This window comes from Heyndrickxia faecalis (assembly GCF_040267745.1).
Taxonomy (GTDB): Bacteria; Bacillota; Bacilli; order Bacillales; family Bacillaceae_C; genus Weizmannia; species Weizmannia faecalis.
Genome location: NZ_CP158453.1, coordinates 2,988,008 through 3,006,496, shown reverse-complemented (window position 1 = coordinate 3,006,496; position 18,489 = coordinate 2,988,008). Strand labels below are relative to the sequence as shown.

The following is an 18,489-nucleotide window of genomic DNA, read 5'->3' as shown; positions in this document are numbered from 1 at the left end:
GCGGGCGCCGCTACTTGTTATTGGAGTTGTGTCGGGACAGAAGATGTGTGATAGAAAATATTTTCCCTTGTTAACTGAAAGTGCTGCAAAAATGCTTCAAAATAAGCTTCAAACGGTTCCCCATTACGCACAAGCCTGTCGAGGTGCTTGGCGATGCCGACGATTTCGGAAATCACAAGTTGCGGGTTCTGTTCTAGATTTTTCCGAAAATAAAAAATTTCTTCGTAGATCATTTCGTCCGGCGCCACACCCCGCTTTACAGCAGACCGCGTTTTTTCTTCGCGCTCGTAAATTTTGTTGATATACCGCTTCAGCAATTCTTCATATGTTTTTCTGTCCACCACCCCTTTATGGTGTGAAGTGATGAAAATTTGCGCATCTGTTTCCAACGTGGTTTTCGCGGATGCGATAAAGGCGTCAATGTCAGAGTCGGCGTTGTTGTACCACGGTCCGAAAGAGGCCAGGTCAAAATCGCCGGCAAACAGGACACCGTGTTCCGGAAAATACGGGCAGCAGTATCCTTCCGTATGGCCGGGCGCATGGATCATCAACATTTTCGTCCCATATACATTGAGCTCTTCCCCGTACGGATACCATTTTTCCGTAAGGTTCAGCACCGGCTGCCAGTGCGGGCGGTCCCAGTTTTCAGGCGGTTTCTCAAACAGCTGCTTCATCCACTTTTTGCGGCTCTCCGGGTCGGCCGGGCTCAGCATACCGCTCGCTTTTGCCAGCTCTTCAACATCATTCAGTTTTTTTACATCATATGGATTGATTTGAATTTCGGCGTCTTTAAACAGGTACGCGCCCCAAATATGGTCCAGATGGTAATGGGTCAAATAAACAGACCGAATGGCGTATTCCTTTTTTATTTCATTTAAAATTTGAAAGCCGCTGCCGCAGTCAACCAGCGCCGCCCCCTGCCCGCCCTCGACGAGAAGCGAGGTACTGAACGGAACGCGGCTGCCGTTTTCCCCCGTAATGACGGTAAGCGGCCCGAATTTCGTATATGCCATGGGTAAGGCCCCCTTTAAAATGAATGATCATTCATTTTTCTTTATTATAATGAATTTGAACTATTTTGTCTATTAAAAAAATACTTTTAACAATCTTCCCATATACGCTCTCATTGCCTTTTCCAAATCATAACCCCCATCATGCAAGCACCAGTCATACGTGACGCCCCGTGCTGCAATGAAGAGGTACTCCGTGATTTTTTCTGCAGGCATATCACGAACCATTTCTCCTGCTGTCTGGCCGTCTGCAATGATTTGTGCAAGTGTCTCCTGCATGCCGCGCCCCTTTTGGATAAACAGGCGGTTTTCTGCATGGTAAAGCTGCTTCATCATACTGATTCCTGTTTTTTCATTGTATTGTGCATAAATGGCAAAAAAGGCTGTGATCTTGTGTGGAAAATCGAGGTGTTTGAGACGTTCGCGCACTTGTTCTGCAAAATACACATCTGCCCGGCTGTACATTTCAAGAAGTAAGTCATTTTTCGAGGGAAAATAATGATAAAAAGCACCGACTGAAACGCCGGCCAGCCGGCAAATATCTTCAATTTTAATGTCTTTGTATCCTTTTTTGGCAAACAGCTCCATCGCTGTTTCGAAAATCCGGTTTTTCGTTTCCATCGCCTGTTTTTTCCTTTTGGTCAACGGCTTTTCATCCATCTTTCATTCCCCGATTCTTCATGATATGTAAAAAATTATGAAAGCAAGCCGCGGCCTTTGTCAATGCTTCCTCTACATATGTGAAAAATTTCACATTTTGTCTACCGATTTTTTATTATACCCATTCTATAATGAAAATGTTCACCGAATCCATTCGATGAAAATGGAAAATCCGGGGAGGCCTTTAAAATGAAATACAAAAAGCTATTTGAAACTGTGAAAATAAGGAATGTGGAACTCAAAAATCGTTATGCAATGGCACCAATGGGTCCGCTAGGTCTTGCCGATGCAGAAGGCGGTTTCAACCAGCGCGGGATTGAGTATTATACAGCCCGTGCGCGCGGGGGAACCGCTCTGATTATTACCGGCGTCACTTTCGTTGATAATGAAGTGGAAGAGCACGGAATGCCAAACGTACCTTGCCCGACCCATAACCCTGTCCATTTTGTCCGGACTTCCAAAGAAATGACAGAGCGCATCCATTCATATGATTCGAAAATTTTTCTGCAAATGAGCGCCGGTTTTGGCCGGGTGACGATCCCGACAAACCTTGGCGAGTACCCGCCGGTTGCACCGTCGCCAATCCCGCATCGCTGGCTGGATAAAACATGTCGCGAACTGACAGTTGAAGAAATTCATTCCATTGTCCGCAAATTCGGGGATGGGGCGTTCAATGCGAAGCGCGCCGGATTTGACGGGGTGCAAATCCATGCTGTGCACGAAGGCTATTTGCTCGACCAGTTTGCGATTGCGTTTTTCAACAAACGTACCGATGCATACGGTGGCCCGCTTGAAAATCGCCTTCGTTTTGCCCGGGAAATTGTCGAGGAAATTAAACAGCGCTGTGGCGAAGATTTTCCTGTGACGCTCCGCTTCAGCCCGAAAAGTTTTATCAAGGATTGGCGGGAAGGGGCACTGCCTGGCGAGGAGTTTGAAGAAAAAGGCCGCGATTTGGATGAAGGCATCGAGGCAGCAAAGCTGCTCGTTTCCTACGGCTATGATGCTCTGGACGTCGATGTTGGTTCTTATGATTCATGGTGGTGGAGCCATCCTCCGATGTACCAGAAGAAGGGGCTTTACATTCCGTATGCCAGGCTGGTGAAGGAAGCTGTCGATGTGCCTGTCCTTTGCGCGGGCCGCATGGACAATCCGGATCTTGCACTTGCCGCACTGGAAGACGGAGCATGTGATATTATCAGCTTGGGCCGCCCGTTATTGGCTGACCCGGATTACGTCAATAAGCTCCGAACCGGGCAGGTTGCCGATATCCGCCCGTGTCTGTCATGCCATGAAGGCTGCATGGGTCGGATCCAGGAGTATTCTTCCTTAGGCTGCGCAGTGAATCCGGCTGCCTGTCGAGAAAAAGAAGCAGCATTGACACCTGCTTTAAAAAAGAAACGCGTACTGATTGCAGGCGGCGGCGTGGCCGGATGCGAAGCTGCCCGTGTGCTTGCATTGCGCGGCCATGAACCGGTCATTTTTGAAAAATCGAACCGTTTAGGCGGCAACTTGATCCCTGGCGGCGCACCTGATTTTAAAGAAGATGACCTGGCGCTTGTTGCCTGGTATGAGCATACGTTGGAACGCCTTGGCGTAGAAATTCATTTGAATACTGCATTGACAAAAGAAGAAATTTTGGCTGCAAACGTGGATGCCGTGCTGATTGCAACGGGTTCGAATCCGAAAATTTTGCCGCTCGACGGAAAAAACAAAGTATTTACAGCAGAAGATGTTTTGCTCGATAAAGTGGATGCCGGGCAACATGTTGTCATTGTCGGCGGCGGTCTTGTCGGCTGCGAACTGGCTTTGAACCTTGCAGAAAAAGGAAAAGATGTCTCGCTTGTGGAAATGCAGGACAAACTGCTGGCAGTTAATGGTCCGCTTTGCCACGCTAACTCGGACATGCTGGAAAGACTCGTACCGTTTAAAGGTGTTCAAGTCTACACTTCTTCAAAAATAGTAGATACGACAGAAAAGACAGCCGTTGTGGATGTTGACGGCGAATTGCGTGAAATTGAAGCAGACAGCATTGTGCTCGCAGTCGGCTACTCGGCTGAAAAATCACTCTATGAAGATTTAAAGTTTGAGGTTGCCGATCTTCATGTGGTTGGCGATGCCCGCAAGGTCGCAAACATCATGTATGCCATCTGGGATGCTTACGAAGTCGCGGCAAATCTGTAAAGTTTAAGGAAACCCGCCAAAGATTTTCCGGCGGGTTTCCTTGTTTTTAAAGCAGGAGACCTTGTGGTTATTTTGATTATTTTTGTTTTTGCTGATTTTTTTCATAACAGTCATCTTCAAAAAACGGACGGGAAGATTTGCCGTATCTCGGCGTACCTCCATCACTGTTTGTAATAATATGCGCTTTTTCGAGGGAATAGGTGTTGGCAGCTGTGGCTTGGACTTCATCCCAAAATATCTGAATGGCTTCCGTCCTCATGATGACTGTGGGGCTGACGCAGGAAGCCCCTTTTGCCATTGATTTCCCATCCCTCATAGAGAATGGCGTGGTGGACTTCCATATGCTGTTTCTTTTTCAGTCCCTGAATTGCCATCTGCTTCAGAGAACAGGTAGTCTGCCTTCTTCCCATCAGGCAGTGAAGCAGCTATTTCCAGCTCTTCTTGGTTGGATGAAGCTCTCTAAAGCATGCTGCTTCTGACATATAAAAAGAGTATCAGGAAATACCCGGCATAGTCCGACGTGATATAAAATAGAAGGCTGAAACTTTTTACACTTTTTGCGATTTTGATTATAATAGGCTTTGTACATATCGGGACGAGGAGGAAATGCCAGTGGCAAAGTTAGATGAGACATTGTCCATGTTGAAAGATTTAACCGATGCAAAAGGGATTGCCGGCAATGAAGCAGAAGTGCGTGCCGTTGTCAAAAAATACATAGAGCCGTATGCCGATGAACTTGACACAGACGGCCTCGGCAGCTTAATTGCAAAGAAAACGGGGCAGGCGGACGGCCCGAAAATTATGATCGCCGGCCATATGGATGAAGTTGGTTTCATGGTGACACAAATTGATGAGTCGGGCTTTCTGCGCTTCCAAACGATCGGCGGCTGGTGGTCACAGGTGATGCTTGCCCAACGCGTTACGGTTGTAACAGATAAAGGTGATGTGACAGGTGTGATCGGATCGAAGCCACCACATATTTTATCACCGGATGCACGCAAAAAATCGTACGAAATCAAGGATATGTTCATTGATATTGGTGCCACAAGCCGGGAAGAAGCGCTTGAATGGGGCGTAAAACCGGGCGACATGGTGGTGCCTTACTTTGAATTTACGGTTATGAAAAATGAAAAAATGCTGCTTGCCAAAGCCTGGGATAACCGGATCGGCTGTGCAGTTGTCATTGATGTGCTAAAAAATCTGCATAAAGAAAACCATCCGAACATCGTTTACGGTGTAACAAATGTCCAGGAAGAAGTGGGCTTGCGCGGCGCGAAGACGGCAGCCAGCAAAGTGAAACCGGATATTGCCTTTGCACTTGATGTCGGGATTGCCGGGGACACCCCAGGAATCTCCGAGAAAGAAGCACTCAGCAAAATGGGCAAAGGTCCGCAAATCGTGATTTACGACGCTTCAATGGTGGCGCATAAAGGCTTGCGCGATACGGTTGTGAAAGTTGCTGAAGAGTTAAATATCCCGTACCAGTTTGAATCGATTCCGGGCGGCGGAACAGACGCCGGCTCCATTCACTTAACGGGCAGCGGCATTCCATCTCTTGCCATCACGATTGCAACACGCTATATCCACTCGCACGCCGGCATCTTGCACCGTGATGATTACGAAAATACTGTTAAACTAATAACAGAAGTGATCAAACGTCTCGACCGCAAAACAGTAAACCATATTATTTTTGACTAAAATCATAAAAATTCCGGGCACTTTTTGATGTCCGGATTTTTTTATGAATAAAGTTTTCCGATAGTCCACCAAAAAGCTCTTTATGCAAAAATTTGCCACCAAGTATTCTCTTCTTTTGTCCGCCTTTCCTCTTATTGGTATCTCATGGGGATGATGATTGCCGCCACCATCTGAATATCCTGGTTTTAGTTAGTGGAGAAAGGGAAATAAGTAACCAAGTTAGCTCAAAAGACCTAATTTTTGAAAAAATATTAAAACGAGAAGCTGGTTGATAGAAAATAGTGGTAAAATAAACCGTTTGTACACTCGAACAAGGGGAGGCGGTGAGCGAAGGATGGATAAAAGCGATCTGATCCGCAAAAGGGAAAACATGCAGGCTCAGGCAGCAGCAGCGAGGCAGGATGCTGCACTGCTTGAAGAAAAAATCGAGCGGCTGTATCGGGCAAAGGGGCGAATGGAGGGAGTCATTGAAGGCGCATGGCAGCACGAAAGGAAGGTGGCGCATATTGATTTTCATCCACCCTCTTGGAAAGGCACAACGAAAAATAAGTATTTGAATCACTTGCATAAAATAGAGTCGTCTGTACGCCAATATGTGCATCATCTCCGAAATACGGAGGACAGGCTGGAAGAAGAAATCCGGCGCCTTGCGAACCAGCTGAATGAGGCACAAAGCAATTTATCATATTTGCAGTCGTATATTTCTAACTTGAGCCAGGAAATTGTGGAAGGGGATTAAGTGATGGGAGAAATTGCGATCAATCAAACCGTCTTCCGTGCAGTGCTCAGCCAAGCGGACAATACCAGGTCTACGCTTGAAGGCATTAAGCCGGTAAAAATAACACTGCAGCAGCCGCCGGATTTAAAAAGCATGAGAGAACAGCTTGAAATAGTGGGGAAACTGCAGAACACGTTGAAACTGTACAGCGCGCTTCTCGATGCGGACTTGCGGAAACTGGAACAATTAGGGAATGAGATGGTACAGCAGGATGATCACATCGGCCAGTCTTTTCACAGGCTTGAGAATTAAAGAGGGGAAAGGGTTGAATGTTGCACCATGAAAGTTGAATTTGAAGAACTGCTGCATCTGCAAAAAGAAATCGACCGGAGCACAAAAGAAATGGCGGCAAGGCTGGAAACTGTAAGGCAAAAAACAAACGCGATCAGTAGGCTGCAATCTTTTAAAGGGAAAGCGGCAGATTCAGCAAAACCTTATTTTCACACTACCCACGGTGAAATGATTGAAGCACTGGTGACAGCTGCCCGGCAAGTTCAGCACCGGTACAACCAAATCATTTCCGAATTTGAGGGTACAGTGGATGATTCGCCAGGCGCGGTACTGCACGCTGATTATATGCATGACCTTAATCAAAAAACGCGCATATTGAAAAAACAAATGATGGACATCCACCATGAAGGCGCACAAGTTTTGCACAGCATTTTGGATATCGTATCCATTCCGGCACCGGACTTGGACCATTTCATAGAAAGCGCTGAAGCATCATAAAAATTTGCGAATGAAGTGAATGAAAAACTCCACGCCTTTGACCGCAAAGCCCTGCAAATCGTCGAAGAAAGCCGCCGCGACGTGGACAGGGTAATGAAGAAAGTGATGGAAGCAGGAGAAAGGAGTTTGGTTGGGGGCGGACCAGCTGAGCGTTTGAATGATAATGATTCGTCACTACATGAACAACAAGCGTTTGTCGATAAATTAGCAATATTTATTTTAATGAGCAATGGCTTTAAAGCAATGCAACGTACTTATAAATACATTAATAAGTCTAACACCCTGTTGACTGCTGCTATCCAGTTCTATATTTATTAGAAACTGGATAAGGGGAGGCGCAAAGCATTTAAAAGTGATCTTTTTTATAATTTTACAAAGGGAGAGTATCGAACATTTAATAATTATATGAATAATACAATCTATAAAATAAATGGAAAAGCTCTTTTAAATCATCTGGCTAAATACAAAGGGAAGGCACTTTCAAAAGAAAATTTTAATCATTTACTTGAGTCTATTGAAACGTTTGGCAGAGAACGTGGGAAACTTGCAATGAAGAAAGAATTTGAAAACCTTTATGGAATAGATAAATTTAGAGAGATGAAGAAACTATCTCCAATTAAAAAAGCTGTGAAAATATCAACAACATTTGTAGACGAATTTGCTGGAAAAAAATATAAAGCAATTAAAAAAACTGTCAGATCTCTCCCAGAGTGGAAAAAACCAAAAGTTGCATACAAAAATTTGACAGAAGAAATAAAAGAAAGTTTTAAAGGCCTGAATACATTGGGAAAAGGGGCAAAAGTAGCCGGAAAAGCACTAGGCCCGCTAGGTTACGGACTTATAGCTGCGGATAATTACAAAAAGTATAAGGGTGACACGCAAAAAGTTGTAGTTGGAACTGTTGTAGACGGTGCTTTTGGCACGGCAGCTACTGCGGCAGGTACAGCAATTGGTTCCGCATTCTTTCCTCCGATTGGCACGGTAGTTGGATTTGGAGTTGGGACAATGGTTAGTTACTTGATAAATCATAAGTGGGGGAGTCCATCCAAGAATATAGCTGATCGAAGTAAAGAGGTTATAAACAAAGGAGTAGATTCGATTGAAAAAGTCAGCAAAAGTATAGGAGGCAGTGTAGCGAGATGGTTTAAATAAAAATTAAGGGGGTTAATAATGGAACATTTTGAATTGGTAAAAAATGAAATTATTCATGGTAGAATGAATTTTAATGAGATGAGATACCATTTAATTCCCGCATTTTTCGTATCTGGTTTTTTTGTGGGATTATCATTTTGGGTTGCCCATGCCGACACAATTGGATGGAAAAATCTATCAGGATTTTGGCATAACATATTTTATATTGAGGCGGTTTTGTTTCTTGTTCAAATCGCCATTATTCTATTTTGCAGAGTTGAGAGTATTTTTAATTTAAAAATTGTTAGTCTGGCAATTACTTTTTATTTGTTCAAATTAAGTTTAGAACCATTCTTAGGGATGGCTATGTTTTTTAAAGATGCTGGTGTCTATGGTATTTATGGTCCTTTTATTTTTCTTATTATTGTATTAGGTTTTTTGTTTCATATTATAACCCACATTTCGCACGTCTTAAATATAGTTCATTCTAATTTTTGAATGAACTATATTTAAATGGCTTGGTGGGATGATATCTTCTTATTTTTGAGGAATTTTCGATAAAATTCTTTTCAATTCGACATTCTTTTCATGAATTCCTCCTATTGTGTGTTATTCTCCTTTGTTTTCGACATTTTTTGACACGTATATTGATACATCATACCCGCATAATTCAATGATTTTTTTGGCTTGTGAATCAATATTATCGGGTAAGAGCCTTATTTTTTGTTGATTTTGATTTATAAGGATCACGGTAATATCTTCTAATTGCTCTAACAATGCTTGGCCTGTGGGTTGATAGAGTTTCCTTTTTCCTTTCAAGATTAGAGATAGGTTCTTTTCTTTCAGTTCTTTTCTAACTCGATATTCTAAAATTCCATAGATTAATAAAGCCATCACATACACAATACCTAAGGCCTCAACCCTTTCCGGGGTTTTTAAGTAAATGGCATCAATCATTTGTGAATCTTTGATTAATCGGAAACGGGTCTCAGCGGCCGACTGTCCTTTATAAACCCTCAAAACTTCTTGATTGGATAGTGTCTCCTCATCTAATTTATTTGTGATTAAAACAAAAGTGCTGAGCATTTTTTTCTTATTTTCGATAAAATCATGATCTTTTTCAAACGATTCCAGTTGTATTTGATAGATTTGTTCTTGTTTTGTCTGTTCGTCCTTTTTAGGTCTTCCTCTCTTTTTTCGTTTGATAGGTTGATCACTCATCTGGACGTTTAGTTTATAACAGAAATATGAAGCCTTTTGTTTTTTCTTAAAAGATTGAATTGCTTCTAGTGCGTCCTCTTTACAATGAAAGATAACTTTACTCAGTTTTTCTATCTCTTTTTTTAATTGTATTTCTTCCTTTTCGATCGCCCGATTTAGGGTTTTCTCTTTTCGTTGATCTAAATTGTTTGAGTGGACAACAAGAAACCGGTAAGGAAGGTTTTGAATTTGTCTTTCAAAAGCTTGAATTTGGTAAATAGCTGCGTCTTTTTTATTGCTAAGTGAGCCTACCCTTTCCCAGTTATTGAGCAACCATGCCTCTTTCTTTAGTTCTGTGCTTAAACCGAATGTATCAGGTAAACGGGAAATAAACGATAAATTTTGTTGTTGAATTTCCGCTAGATTTTCCGTTGTGATTAATGCAGAATCGGCTTGATAAATGAGATTTTTCCAATCTTCATGGGAAAGGATTTTTCTCATCTTTTGAATGAATTCCACATTCCAAGATTTATCCGAAGTATTCCCATTTTCTACTTTTGCAAGGATAGGAATTCGTTCAGGTGTGACCCCCATCCCCAGAACGATTTGTTTTAAGTCAGGCCTATGGGCCTTACTATACCCGTACGTAATTTGCAGTCCATCTTCCTTCGGTTGCTTATATTCTCCGTAAACAGAAATTGAGGTTGTATCGTTATGCAGTACACCAATAGGAAGATTCAATTTTTTTAGTGCTTTTAATGCAATGGTGGAATAGACTTTCCATGCTTCGGCTTCATACAAGTAATCTAATGCTCTTCCTAATGCATCATCATTTAATTGATCGGGTGAAACCGATGTATCGAAAAGCATCTCAGAATCTAGGTTTTGATAGAATTCATGAACCTTATAAAGGGGCTTGCCACTGCATAAAATGTTTAAGACAAGGGCTTTAATCCTTGTTCCGGGTGAGACATGACAACGGACAGAATCCCATTTGACTAAATCATTAATGGTCTTTTCGAGTTCTATTTCATCACACAGTTTAGATAAAAGTTGAGACGGCCCCACATGTAAGGTTAAAATTTGATCTGACATAAAAATTTCCTCATCTTCCCGTAATTAGATAATCATTCAATTCTACAAAGAAGGAGAAAATTCCTTTAAAAAAATCATAAAATGGAAAAATTTACGTGCGGAATATGCGTTATAAACCTAATCAGAATAATAAAGGAGTTAAAAATAAGAACTCCTAAAGAGAAAAATTCAAAGAAAAGCCATAGAGACTGGTACAAAATTGGGTCTTTACTATTACTTGTCGTTATAGTTGGATTAATATTAGATACCGGATTATTGGGGGACGGTGAACTCCTGTTTGGAATAATCATATCAACAGTTACTTATATTGGTATCTTAATTGGATTATGGGACTACGAGACTACAGTTTACTTAATCTGGCGGTTTCCTGAATATATAAAGAGTGATTTAGAACGTAATAAAAACGCAAAATGAAGAAAAAAAGATAATCTGGAGAGAAGGAGATGTTACTTACATGATCGTCCGTGAATCATCACTCGTTATTCAAAATGTTATCTGCGTGGAAGAAGTGATCCCGCACGATGAGTGGTATGTGCCAGCTTTGAGCCTGCGCATGAACCTTGTTAATGAAGATATTTATTACACAAGCCCGGTGATTTTTACGATAGAAGAAATGGAAAATGAGCCGTCTTTTGGAAAGTATACGTATTATATCGGCCTGAACGGGCAGGTGGAAGTCCCTGAAGATGCATTTTACAAGCAGCTTGATTACATGGAGATTATGCCGGCGATCTATGTACGCTGTCCGGAAGTGGATGAGATTGAGGATGCGTACATGCTGTTAAGGGGTTATGCGGTGCGGAACGGGCTGGAAATCAAGGAGCCGTTTTACCACGTGTGTCTTGATGTGTTTGATGATGTGATGATGGATATTTATGCCAGGGTAAAGGAAGTGCCATCCGATGGTCGTTGAATATGAAACGATTGAGTATCGGAATGTAGTCATGTCTACATATGATATCCATGTCAGCCAGTTCGAAATGGCATTGGAAGATTTTAATGAAAAGCTTACAGATGCGCACCTTACCGTGAAAGGACCGCTGTTTTATGCGCTGTATAACATTCCGTTTGATGAAAGGATGTTGATTGACATCTATATGCCGGTTGAGCAGTCCAATGTTCCGAAAGATACAGACCTTACATTCCAAAGTTATTTTTATATCGATCAAATGCTGATGACGCGGGTAAAAGGGCAGTTTGAAGCCAATACAGAAAAAGCTTATGATGAATTGTTCCGGCACGTCATGGAGAATGGTTATAAAATTTCCTCGCCAATATTCCATATTTTACGCGGGGATGATGAAATGCAGTGGGTGGAGATTAAAATAAAGGTGTTTGAGGATGATGAGGCGGATGATTTAAAACAGGAGCGGTGAACGCCCGCTCCTTCACTTTATACCTGCTTCAGTCCTTGCTCAAGCGTATCCAGCATCATGCTTTGCTTTCCTGATCTGCGTTATTCCAAATCAATCCAAACAACGCGCCAATCCTTGGTAGCACTTTTTTCCTCGCCTCTTTGAATCAATCGACAATCGCATTTTTCAACTGTTCCTGGTATAGCAAGAATTTTGTAAAGTGATTTAAATAATTTAAGCGAGGAGTGCAACACGAGCCGAATAGAAAATTCTTGTCGAATTGAGCGGAAAAAAATAACCGGTTATATATGAATCATGCAGAGGTTTGCTGCAAAAACAACCTTATCAATTGAAAAAAGGTCTGCCCGGAAGTGACAAACTGACTTCGGTGCAGACTTTTTTATTTTTTTTATAAACTTAATCGATCAAGCATTCATTTGTGAATTTTCTTCAATGAATGCTTGATCGCACAGGCTTAGTGTGGAGAACTGTTAATCCAATCCAAGCAGGGGAGTGGCAGGAGATGTCTGTATTATTTTGTCATCGGTTATACCGGTAAAGGGTTTACTCACTTTTTTGAATCGAATTTGCAAGGATTGGAACGCGTCTTTATTTTAAAAGGCGGCCCATGGACGGGAAAATCATTTTTCATAAAGAGGCTGAGTGTAGAATGGCAATAGAAGGGACATAATCTTGAACTGCTTTATTACCCATCCGACCCTGATTCGTTAGAGGGCATTATCATTCCCTCATCAAAAACAGGGGTTGTGGATGAGAGTGCGCTACATGCAGTAGAACCGAAAGTATCAGATAACCAAAATTTTTATCGAATTGGTGTTCCCTCCTTTTTAAAAATGTTGTATAATAAAAACGGAATAGTTTTAACACTTGAAAAGGGGGAATGGGATGGATAAGCGGACTGGGCGCAATGAATATGACCGTCATTGGAAGCGGGTCATTCATTCGCTGTTTGAAGATTTTGTTGCGTTTTTTTCACCAGGCTTGTATGAGATGATTGATTGGGACAAGCCACCTGACGACCTGGATAAGGAGTTCCAAAAGCTGAATCCGGACGGCAAAAGCCGTGACCGGGAAGCAGACGGGCTTTTTAAAGTGTATTTGAAAAATGGTAGCGAACAGTGGATACTTGTCCATATCGAAGTGCAGGGGTGGAAAGATACTGGTTTTGCGGAAAGAATGTTTCAATACTTCTACCGGATTTTTGACGCGTATGATAAAAAGATATTTGCACTTGTGATTTACACCGAAGATTACTCCGAAACGTATACCCCACCCCGTTATGAATACAACTTTTTCGGGACAAAATTGAGTTATGAATACAATGTATATAAAATAGCGGAACAAGATGAAAATGAATTGTTGCAATCGACTAATCCATTTGCTTTTGTAATCCTTGCGGCAAAAAAAGCCCTGTATGGAAAAACAGCTGCACAGCCAACCAAATTAGAATTGAAAAAGCAGTTGCTCCGGGTTTTAGCTGTTATGAAAGATCGCTTGCAGCTCGATAAAAAGGATTTACTGACACTTTTCATTTTCATGGACCACATGATAAAACTCGAAAGTCAATACCAACAGGAGTTTAACCAGGAAATCAAAAATTGGGAGGGCGGCACGATGATAACGTATGAAGATGAACTAAAACAAGAAGCAAGAAAAGAAGGAAGAGAAGAAGGGAGAGAAGAAGGTAAACGAGAAGGAAGACAAGAAGAAAAAATTGAAATTACCCGAAACCTTATTAAACTTGGGATACCACTCGATTTTATCAAAAAGGCAACAGGCCTTTCCGAAAAAAAGGTCCTTGAAATAAAGGAGAAGTTGGAAAAGGAGTAAGGGCTGATGGCTTTGAAACAGAAGGACGGCATGATGAAACGTATGCGGATGGACTAAGACAAGAAAGGAAACGAACATGAACCGACTGTCCGTAAAGATGTAAATTTCTAATTTCACTTATATCTAAATAAAGAAAAACGCCATCCAATAGGATGACGTTTTTCTCACGCTTTCGTATACTCCGTTTCGTGGCAGTTCGGGCATGGAGGGAGCCTGTCCTTATCTTCATCCAGCGTAATCTGTTCCCCGCAGTTTTTGCATTTATACTCGCCTTTTCCCGGTGTTTCACCTGTATGTGGCATCGGCCATGCTCCTTTCGTTTCGTGTTGTCATTTGAATACCCGTGCGAAAAAGTTTTTAAACATCGGCTGCCATACGCGTGCAAAACCGCCCGTTCGCTACAGAGCTTCATCAAAATGTCCCGCCACGGGTTTTCCACCGAGTCATGCTCCCACTGGCTGCCGGAATCCTGCAATCGAACATAAAATCTGGCTATCTAACATTGGGGAAGCACCTTCAATTACCTGCCCGGAATCCTGTGATCGAACACAAAACACCCCGCCGCGAAATGTCCGCAGCGGGGTTTCTGATTAAGGCACCATCCAGGAAAGGATGTTGGATTGCAGGAAGGTGAGCAGACAAATGATGAAAAGCAAAAACATACTGTGCTTGACTGTGAATCTCAGCAGTTGTGCTTCCCTGCCAATCAGCCCGGTTGCAGCGCAGGCAACGGCAATCGACTGCGGAGAAATCATTTTTCCCGTGACACCCCCGGATGAATTGGCCGCAATGGCAAGCAGCGGGTTCATGCCGACAGACTGAGCTGAAACTTGCTGAAGCGTGCCAAACAAAACATTGGACGAGGTGTCCGATCCGGTAATGAAAACGCCGAGCCAGCCAAGTACCGGCGAGAAAAACGGGAACAAAGCGGCTGTTTTGGCGAGCGCCAATGCCAATGTAGTAATCATGCCGGAAGCATTCATGACATACGCAAAGCCGACAATGAACAAAATGGTAAGAATCGGAAACTTCAATTCTTTTAACGTTTCAAAGAATGCGGCAAACCAGGCTTTCCATGTAATTTTTAAAAGAAACTTCGTGACAATGGCTGCGATAAAAATCGCTGTGCCTGCAGTGCCAAGCAGATCCAGCTTATACATGGCCGCAATCGGGGTGTGCGAGCCATTGATAATATGATTGTTTAAAAATGGCACATTCCCGCTGAACGAAGCCGCTCCGCCGATCGGGTTTAGAGCCTTTAAAACCGGGTTCGCTCCGGCATACTGCCCGGTGAGCGCAAGTTTGATCTGCGGGATGCCCCAGATGGTGATCAAAACCGTCAGGACAATAAATGGCGACCATGCTTTCGCAATTTGCCCGCCTGTATTGGAAACAGGCGGCGTTTCGAGCGCGGCGGCAGCCTCTTCATGCTCAAAATAGAATATGTTTTTCGGCTTCCAAAATTTTAGGAAGACGGCAAGGACAACCAAAGATACGAGTGCTGATAAAACGTCCGGCAGTTCCGGCCCCAGAAAATTGGAAGCAAAGAACTGCGTCAAGGCAAAGGACAAGCCTGATACAATAAGCGCCGGCAGCACTTCCATTGCTTTTTTAAAGCCCGCCATGACAATGATGAGATAAAGCGGAATGAACATGGAAATAAGCGGCAATTGTCGCCCGATCATTTTTGAAATTTCCAGTGCAGAAACACCGGTCGGCCCTGCCATCGCAATTACAGGGGACCCGATTGCGCCAAATGCTACCGGTGCAGTGTTGGCCAATAAGCAGATGCCGGCTGCATAAAGCGGATTGAATCCGAGCCCGACAAGCAGGGCAGCGGTAATCGCAACCGGCGCGCCAAACCCGGCACAACCTTCCAAAAAAGCGCCAAATGAAAACGCAATCAATAAAGCTTGCAATCTCCTGTCTTCCGTGATCGATACGACCGAGTTGCGGATCACATCAAACTGGCCGGTTTTGACCGTCAATTTATATAAAAACACAGAATTGATAATGATCCAGGCAATCGGTAGAATCCCATACACAATCCCCTGGGTAGCTGACATAACCGGCAGTACGGCCGGCATTCTGTAAACGATTACAGAAATCAGCAGCGCAATCACCAGCGTGGCAAGGCTTGCAAGATGTGCCGCCATTTTTTTAATGGCGAGTGCCCAGAAGAAAAACAGAATCGGAAAGGCAGCAATCAGTGCGGATAAAAACAAATGCCCCTTAAGCGGAATAAAATTTTGTACGTACTCCAACAATCTCCACTCCTTTTTGAAAAATTTTCTCCAATCCATCCCAATTGCAATTTTTAAGGTCATTAGATGAAATAGTCATCAGATGATAAGGTTTACACGTTAAAAAGTATAAGTATAATAAAAAGAAAAAACAACTCTTTTTTTAAAATTTTTGTTTGCTATTTTTCCGGATTGCTGTTATTCATAAAATATAGAAAAGGGATAAGAGGAGAAAACATGAAATATAAAAAAATTAAACCTGCAAAAATTTATGAACAAGTGGCAAATGAATTGATAGAGATGATCCAAAACGGGGAGCTTAAGCCCGGGGATAAGCTTGATCCGGTGCCACTTTTGGCAGAAAAGTTTTCCGTGGGGAGATCGGCTATAAGAGAAGCGTTAACGTCACTAAGGGCGCTCGGCTATATTGAGCTAAAACAGGGAGAGGGAACATTTGTCCGTAACTTTGATGCGAGCGGGATTTCGTATCCCATTTCGCAGGCAGTCCTGATGAATCAGGAAGATGTGGCAAATCTGCTTGAAGTCCGGAAGATTCTCGAAGCCGGAGCAGCCGCCACGGCCGCTGTCAAACGGACCGAAGCTGATCTGGAAAGGATAAGGCAGGCGCTCGCAGATATGAAGCGGGCGACGGGGAACGAAGAACTCGGTGAAAAAGCAGATCTTGCCTTCCATCTTGCCATTGTCCAGGCTGTACAAAATCCGATTCTTGCCGGGCTGATGAACCAGGTTGCCGAGACGATGGAGGATGCAATGAAAGAAACGCGCAGAATGCTTCTTTTTTCTGATCCTTCCACATTGGGCGCCTTGTATGAGCAACATGAAAGAATCAGGGTAGCCATCGAAGAAAAGGACAGCGAAAAAGCGCGCAAGGCCATGATCGACCATTTGCAGTTTGTGGAAAACAGTCTAAAGGATTTTCTGCGTTAACCAATCTGTTTTCATGAACGCAAATCCGGCCCTTATCTTCAGCAGGGGATCTGTTTTGGGGTAGTCCGGCTCCCTTGATATTGGCACCTGAGAATGAGAGGAAATTTAAAGCCTGTTCCGCTTTGAAAGATTTTTCAAGCAGAACAGGCTTTTGTATTGCGCCGATTCGTACGACTTCGGGCTTTCGATGACAGGATAATACCGAAGCACAACAGCTGGAAACATGAGGTGGTGTGAATTTCTCGGCTGATGTTCCGGGTGGATGACAAGGGCATGCGGCCTGGATATACTATTGCTACCTTGTCTTCTTGTCCGATTTCATGCTTTATTTTTTGTGTCACTTTCCTCCGCGCTTCCCCATATACATAGGGTATAGGCAATTTTTCAGCAAATGGAAAGCGGGGTGCGGCGGCGATGAAGCAAATGTTTTCAGCGTTGAGCGGCAAGATTAAAGAAAATGCGATTGATGTGTATATGGACAGCATCGAGCCGGCTGTCCGGGATCCGGTATTTTTCAGCGTCGGCATGCCAAATGGCGGCATGATCCCGAAAAAAGAACTGCAGCGCATCATGAATGAAATCTTTGAGGCAGACCCGGCACGCCTGTATGAGTATTGCAGTGCAAAAGGGTTTGGGCCGTATGTGGATGTTATCTCTAAAACGGAAAATATTCCGGAAAGCTATATCATGGCGACAAACGGCAATACGCAGGGGGTTGACCTTGTCTGCAGAATGCTGCTGGATGAAGGGGACGGTTTTGCAATGGAAATGTACACGTATTCCATTGCCTTTTCGGCGGTGCACCAGTACCGGCTCAAGGCGGTCGGCATTCCGCTTGAACAAGACGGTTTGGATGTCGATTTTCTTGAAAAAACATTGCAAACAAGAAGATTGAAAGCGCTTTACATTATTCCAAATGCTCAAAACCCAACCGGCGTCACCACCTCTCTCGAAAAACGGAAAAAACTCATTGAACTTGCTTACCAGTATGATTTTATCATTATAGAAGATGATCCGTACCGTGATCTGCTGTTTCACGGCCGCCCTCCTTCCTTGTTCGAACTCGATCCCTTAAAAGAAAGAACCATATACCTGTACAGTTTTTCAAAAGTTATGGCGCCGGCGATGCGGACCGGCTTTATTCTCGCGCACCCAGCCTTTCTGAAAAAACTTGAACAGTTTAAGCAGGTAACAGACGCCTGCACATCGCCCATGAACCAGATGCTGGCGGGAAAACTCATTTCTTCCGAAAACTGGCCGCAGATTCTTGCAAAACAAAAACACTTTTATGAAAAACGGAAAGACTGGACAAAACGGTTTTTACAGCATATGCACGAGACGGAGCAATGGGAAGGAGCTGAACCGGCCGGCGGGCTGTTTTACTGGATCGATGTCAAAAAAGGCGGTGTAACAGAATGGATGAAAATAGCGGCACAGGACGGCGCCGTGTTTGTGCCGGGTGATGCCTTTACGCTTGAGCGCGGGCTAAACACAAAAATCCGCCTTTGTTTCGCCTACTGCAGTGATGAGGAAATGAAAAAAGGGTTTTCCCGTCTGGAAGAAAGTTTTAAAAAGTGGAAGAAAACAAGCGCTTAACGGGGAGGATCTGC

18 protein-coding genes and 1 pseudogene are annotated in these 18,489 nt (G+C 43.4%); 13 read left to right on the top strand and 6 right to left on the bottom strand.

The annotated features are described in order from the left end of the window. Positions 1 to 17 precede the first annotated feature (17 nt). A complete protein-coding gene (locus ABR335_RS14480) occupies positions 18 to 1,013 on the bottom strand; it encodes an MBL fold metallo-hydrolase (RefSeq protein ID WP_035182439.1) in 996 nt (331 codons plus the stop codon). A gap of 72 nt (positions 1,014 to 1,085) precedes the next feature. Further along, entirely contained in the window at positions 1,086 to 1,670 is a 585-nt protein-coding gene (locus tag ABR335_RS14475; RefSeq protein WP_035182438.1) for a TetR/AcrR family transcriptional regulator, read from the bottom strand. Positions 1,671 to 1,859: 189 nt separating this feature from the next. Between ABR335_RS14475 and ABR335_RS14470 the strand changes: the two genes are divergently transcribed. Further along, positions 1,860 to 3,851: an FAD-dependent oxidoreductase gene (locus tag ABR335_RS14470; protein ID WP_035182437.1), complete on the top strand. Its 1,992-nt coding sequence runs from the start codon at positions 1,860 to 1,862 to the stop codon at positions 3,849 to 3,851. Between the two features lie 154 nt (positions 3,852 to 4,005). On the opposite strand, the pseudogene ABR335_RS14465 reads toward ABR335_RS14470, so the two are convergent. Further along, positions 4,006 to 4,292 (bottom strand): annotated as a pseudogene (locus tag ABR335_RS14465) (ISLre2 family transposase); the annotation flags it as partial. A 171-nt stretch (positions 4,293 to 4,463) separates the two neighbouring features. Here ABR335_RS14465 and ABR335_RS14460 point away from each other — a divergent pair. From ABR335_RS14460 to ABR335_RS14430, 7 genes are all read left to right on the top strand, one after another. Further along, entirely contained in the window at positions 4,464 to 5,549 is a 1,086-nt protein-coding gene (locus ABR335_RS14460; RefSeq protein ID WP_026104662.1) for a M42 family metallopeptidase, read from the top strand. A gap of 334 nt (positions 5,550 to 5,883) precedes the next feature. Continuing rightward, complete coding sequence (locus tag ABR335_RS14455; RefSeq protein ID WP_017551937.1) at positions 5,884 to 6,288, top strand: DUF5082 domain-containing protein; 405 nt, start codon at positions 5,884 to 5,886, stop codon at positions 6,286 to 6,288. A 3-nt stretch (positions 6,289 to 6,291) separates the two neighbouring features. Continuing rightward, the gene (locus ABR335_RS14450) at positions 6,292 to 6,579 is read left to right on the top strand and encodes a hypothetical protein (protein ID WP_017551938.1); all 288 of its coding nucleotides are present in this window, start codon (positions 6,292 to 6,294) and stop codon (positions 6,577 to 6,579) included. Positions 6,580 to 6,606: 27 nt separating this feature from the next. Further along, positions 6,607 to 7,056: a T7SS effector LXG polymorphic toxin gene (locus ABR335_RS14445; protein WP_350346295.1), complete on the top strand. Its 450-nt coding sequence runs from the start codon at positions 6,607 to 6,609 to the stop codon at positions 7,054 to 7,056. Between the two features lie 15 nt (positions 7,057 to 7,071). Continuing rightward, positions 7,072 to 7,374 carry a hypothetical protein gene (locus tag ABR335_RS14440; RefSeq protein WP_258436656.1) on the top strand — a complete coding sequence of 101 codons (303 nt, stop codon included), beginning with the start codon at positions 7,072 to 7,074 and terminating at the stop codon, positions 7,372 to 7,374. A gap of 87 nt (positions 7,375 to 7,461) precedes the next feature. Further along, a complete protein-coding gene (locus ABR335_RS14435) occupies positions 7,462 to 8,208 on the top strand; it encodes a hypothetical protein (RefSeq protein ID WP_061086500.1) in 747 nt (248 codons plus the stop codon). An 18-nt stretch (positions 8,209 to 8,226) separates the two neighbouring features. After that, positions 8,227 to 8,685: a hypothetical protein gene (locus ABR335_RS14430; protein ID WP_350346294.1), complete on the top strand. Its 459-nt coding sequence runs from the start codon at positions 8,227 to 8,229 to the stop codon at positions 8,683 to 8,685. A 111-nt stretch (positions 8,686 to 8,796) separates the two neighbouring features. On the opposite strand, the gene ABR335_RS14425 is transcribed toward ABR335_RS14430, so the two are convergent. Beyond that, entirely contained in the window at positions 8,797 to 10,482 is a 1,686-nt protein-coding gene (locus ABR335_RS14425; RefSeq protein WP_260832243.1) for an IS1634 family transposase, read from the bottom strand. Positions 10,483 to 10,936: 454 nt separating this feature from the next. Here ABR335_RS14425 and ABR335_RS14420 point away from each other — a divergent pair, with 454 nt between their 5' ends. The 3 genes from ABR335_RS14420 (at position 10,937) to ABR335_RS14410 (ending at position 13,688) form a co-directional block, all read left to right on the top strand. Beyond that, a complete protein-coding gene (locus ABR335_RS14420; RefSeq protein ID WP_035190908.1) occupies positions 10,937 to 11,395 on the top strand; it encodes a DUF5085 family protein in 459 nt (152 codons plus the stop codon). After that, on the top strand, positions 11,385 to 11,858 hold the full coding sequence (locus tag ABR335_RS14415; RefSeq protein ID WP_035190906.1) for a DUF5085 family protein: 474 nt from the start codon (positions 11,385 to 11,387) through the stop codon (positions 11,856 to 11,858). Before ABR335_RS14420 ends, ABR335_RS14415 begins: the two co-directional genes overlap by 11 nt. 885 nt (positions 11,859 to 12,743) lie before the next feature. Further along, the gene (locus ABR335_RS14410) at positions 12,744 to 13,688 is read left to right on the top strand and encodes an Rpn family recombination-promoting nuclease/putative transposase (protein ID WP_350346293.1); all 945 of its coding nucleotides are present in this window, start codon (positions 12,744 to 12,746) and stop codon (positions 13,686 to 13,688) included. 164 nt (positions 13,689 to 13,852) lie between these two features. Here the strand turns inward: ABR335_RS14410 and ABR335_RS14405 are convergent, their stop codons facing one another. Together ABR335_RS14405 and ABR335_RS14400 are read right to left on the bottom strand one after the other, a co-directional pair. After that, positions 13,853 to 13,990, bottom strand: coding sequence for a zinc ribbon-containing protein (locus tag ABR335_RS14405; protein WP_035190889.1), 138 nt, complete (start codon positions 13,988 to 13,990; stop codon positions 13,853 to 13,855). Positions 13,991 to 14,278: 288 nt separating this feature from the next. Beyond that, positions 14,279 to 15,952: an L-lactate permease gene (locus tag ABR335_RS14400; RefSeq protein WP_014096074.1), complete on the bottom strand. Its 1,674-nt coding sequence runs from the start codon at positions 15,950 to 15,952 to the stop codon at positions 14,279 to 14,281. Between the two features lie 216 nt (positions 15,953 to 16,168). Between ABR335_RS14400 and ABR335_RS14395 the strand changes: the two genes are divergently transcribed. Continuing rightward, positions 16,169 to 16,879 carry a FadR/GntR family transcriptional regulator gene (locus ABR335_RS14395; RefSeq protein ID WP_014096073.1) on the top strand — a complete coding sequence of 237 codons (711 nt, stop codon included), beginning with the start codon at positions 16,169 to 16,171 and terminating at the stop codon, positions 16,877 to 16,879. Between the two features lie 414 nt (positions 16,880 to 17,293). Continuing rightward, positions 17,294 to 18,475 (top strand): PLP-dependent aminotransferase family protein, encoded by a 1,182-nt coding sequence (locus ABR335_RS14390; RefSeq protein WP_014096072.1) that lies wholly within the window; start codon positions 17,294 to 17,296, stop codon positions 18,473 to 18,475. Positions 18,476 to 18,489: the final 14 nt, after the last annotated feature.

Coding starts and splice junctions, on each gene's coding strand:
- ABR335_RS14410 (WP_350346293.1), top strand. CDS start 12,744: ATGGATAAGCGGACTGGGCGCAATGAATATGACCGTCATTGGAAGCGG.
- ABR335_RS14470 (WP_035182437.1), top strand. CDS start 1,860: ATGAAATACAAAAAGCTATTTGAAACTGTGAAAATAAGGAATGTGGAA.
- ABR335_RS14405 (WP_035190889.1), bottom strand. CDS start 13,990: ATGCCACATACAGGTGAAACACCGGGAAAAGGCGAGTATAAATGCAAA.
- ABR335_RS14445 (WP_350346295.1), top strand. CDS start 6,607: ATGAAAGTTGAATTTGAAGAACTGCTGCATCTGCAAAAAGAAATCGAC.
- ABR335_RS14435 (WP_061086500.1), top strand. CDS start 7,462: ATGAATAATACAATCTATAAAATAAATGGAAAAGCTCTTTTAAATCAT.
- ABR335_RS14425 (WP_260832243.1), bottom strand. CDS start 10,482: ATGTCAGATCAAATTTTAACCTTACATGTGGGGCCGTCTCAACTTTTA.
- ABR335_RS14455 (WP_017551937.1), top strand. CDS start 5,884: ATGGATAAAAGCGATCTGATCCGCAAAAGGGAAAACATGCAGGCTCAG.
- ABR335_RS14415 (WP_035190906.1), top strand. CDS start 11,385: ATGGTCGTTGAATATGAAACGATTGAGTATCGGAATGTAGTCATGTCT.
- ABR335_RS14450 (WP_017551938.1), top strand. CDS start 6,292: ATGGGAGAAATTGCGATCAATCAAACCGTCTTCCGTGCAGTGCTCAGC.
- ABR335_RS14480 (WP_035182439.1), bottom strand. CDS start 1,013: ATGGCATATACGAAATTCGGGCCGCTTACCGTCATTACGGGGGAAAAC.
- ABR335_RS14395 (WP_014096073.1), top strand. CDS start 16,169: ATGAAATATAAAAAAATTAAACCTGCAAAAATTTATGAACAAGTGGCA.
- ABR335_RS14390 (WP_014096072.1), top strand. CDS start 17,294: ATGAAGCAAATGTTTTCAGCGTTGAGCGGCAAGATTAAAGAAAATGCG.
- ABR335_RS14430 (WP_350346294.1), top strand. CDS start 8,227: ATGGAACATTTTGAATTGGTAAAAAATGAAATTATTCATGGTAGAATG.
- ABR335_RS14475 (WP_035182438.1), bottom strand. CDS start 1,670: ATGGATGAAAAGCCGTTGACCAAAAGGAAAAAACAGGCGATGGAAACG.
- ABR335_RS14420 (WP_035190908.1), top strand. CDS start 10,937: ATGATCGTCCGTGAATCATCACTCGTTATTCAAAATGTTATCTGCGTG.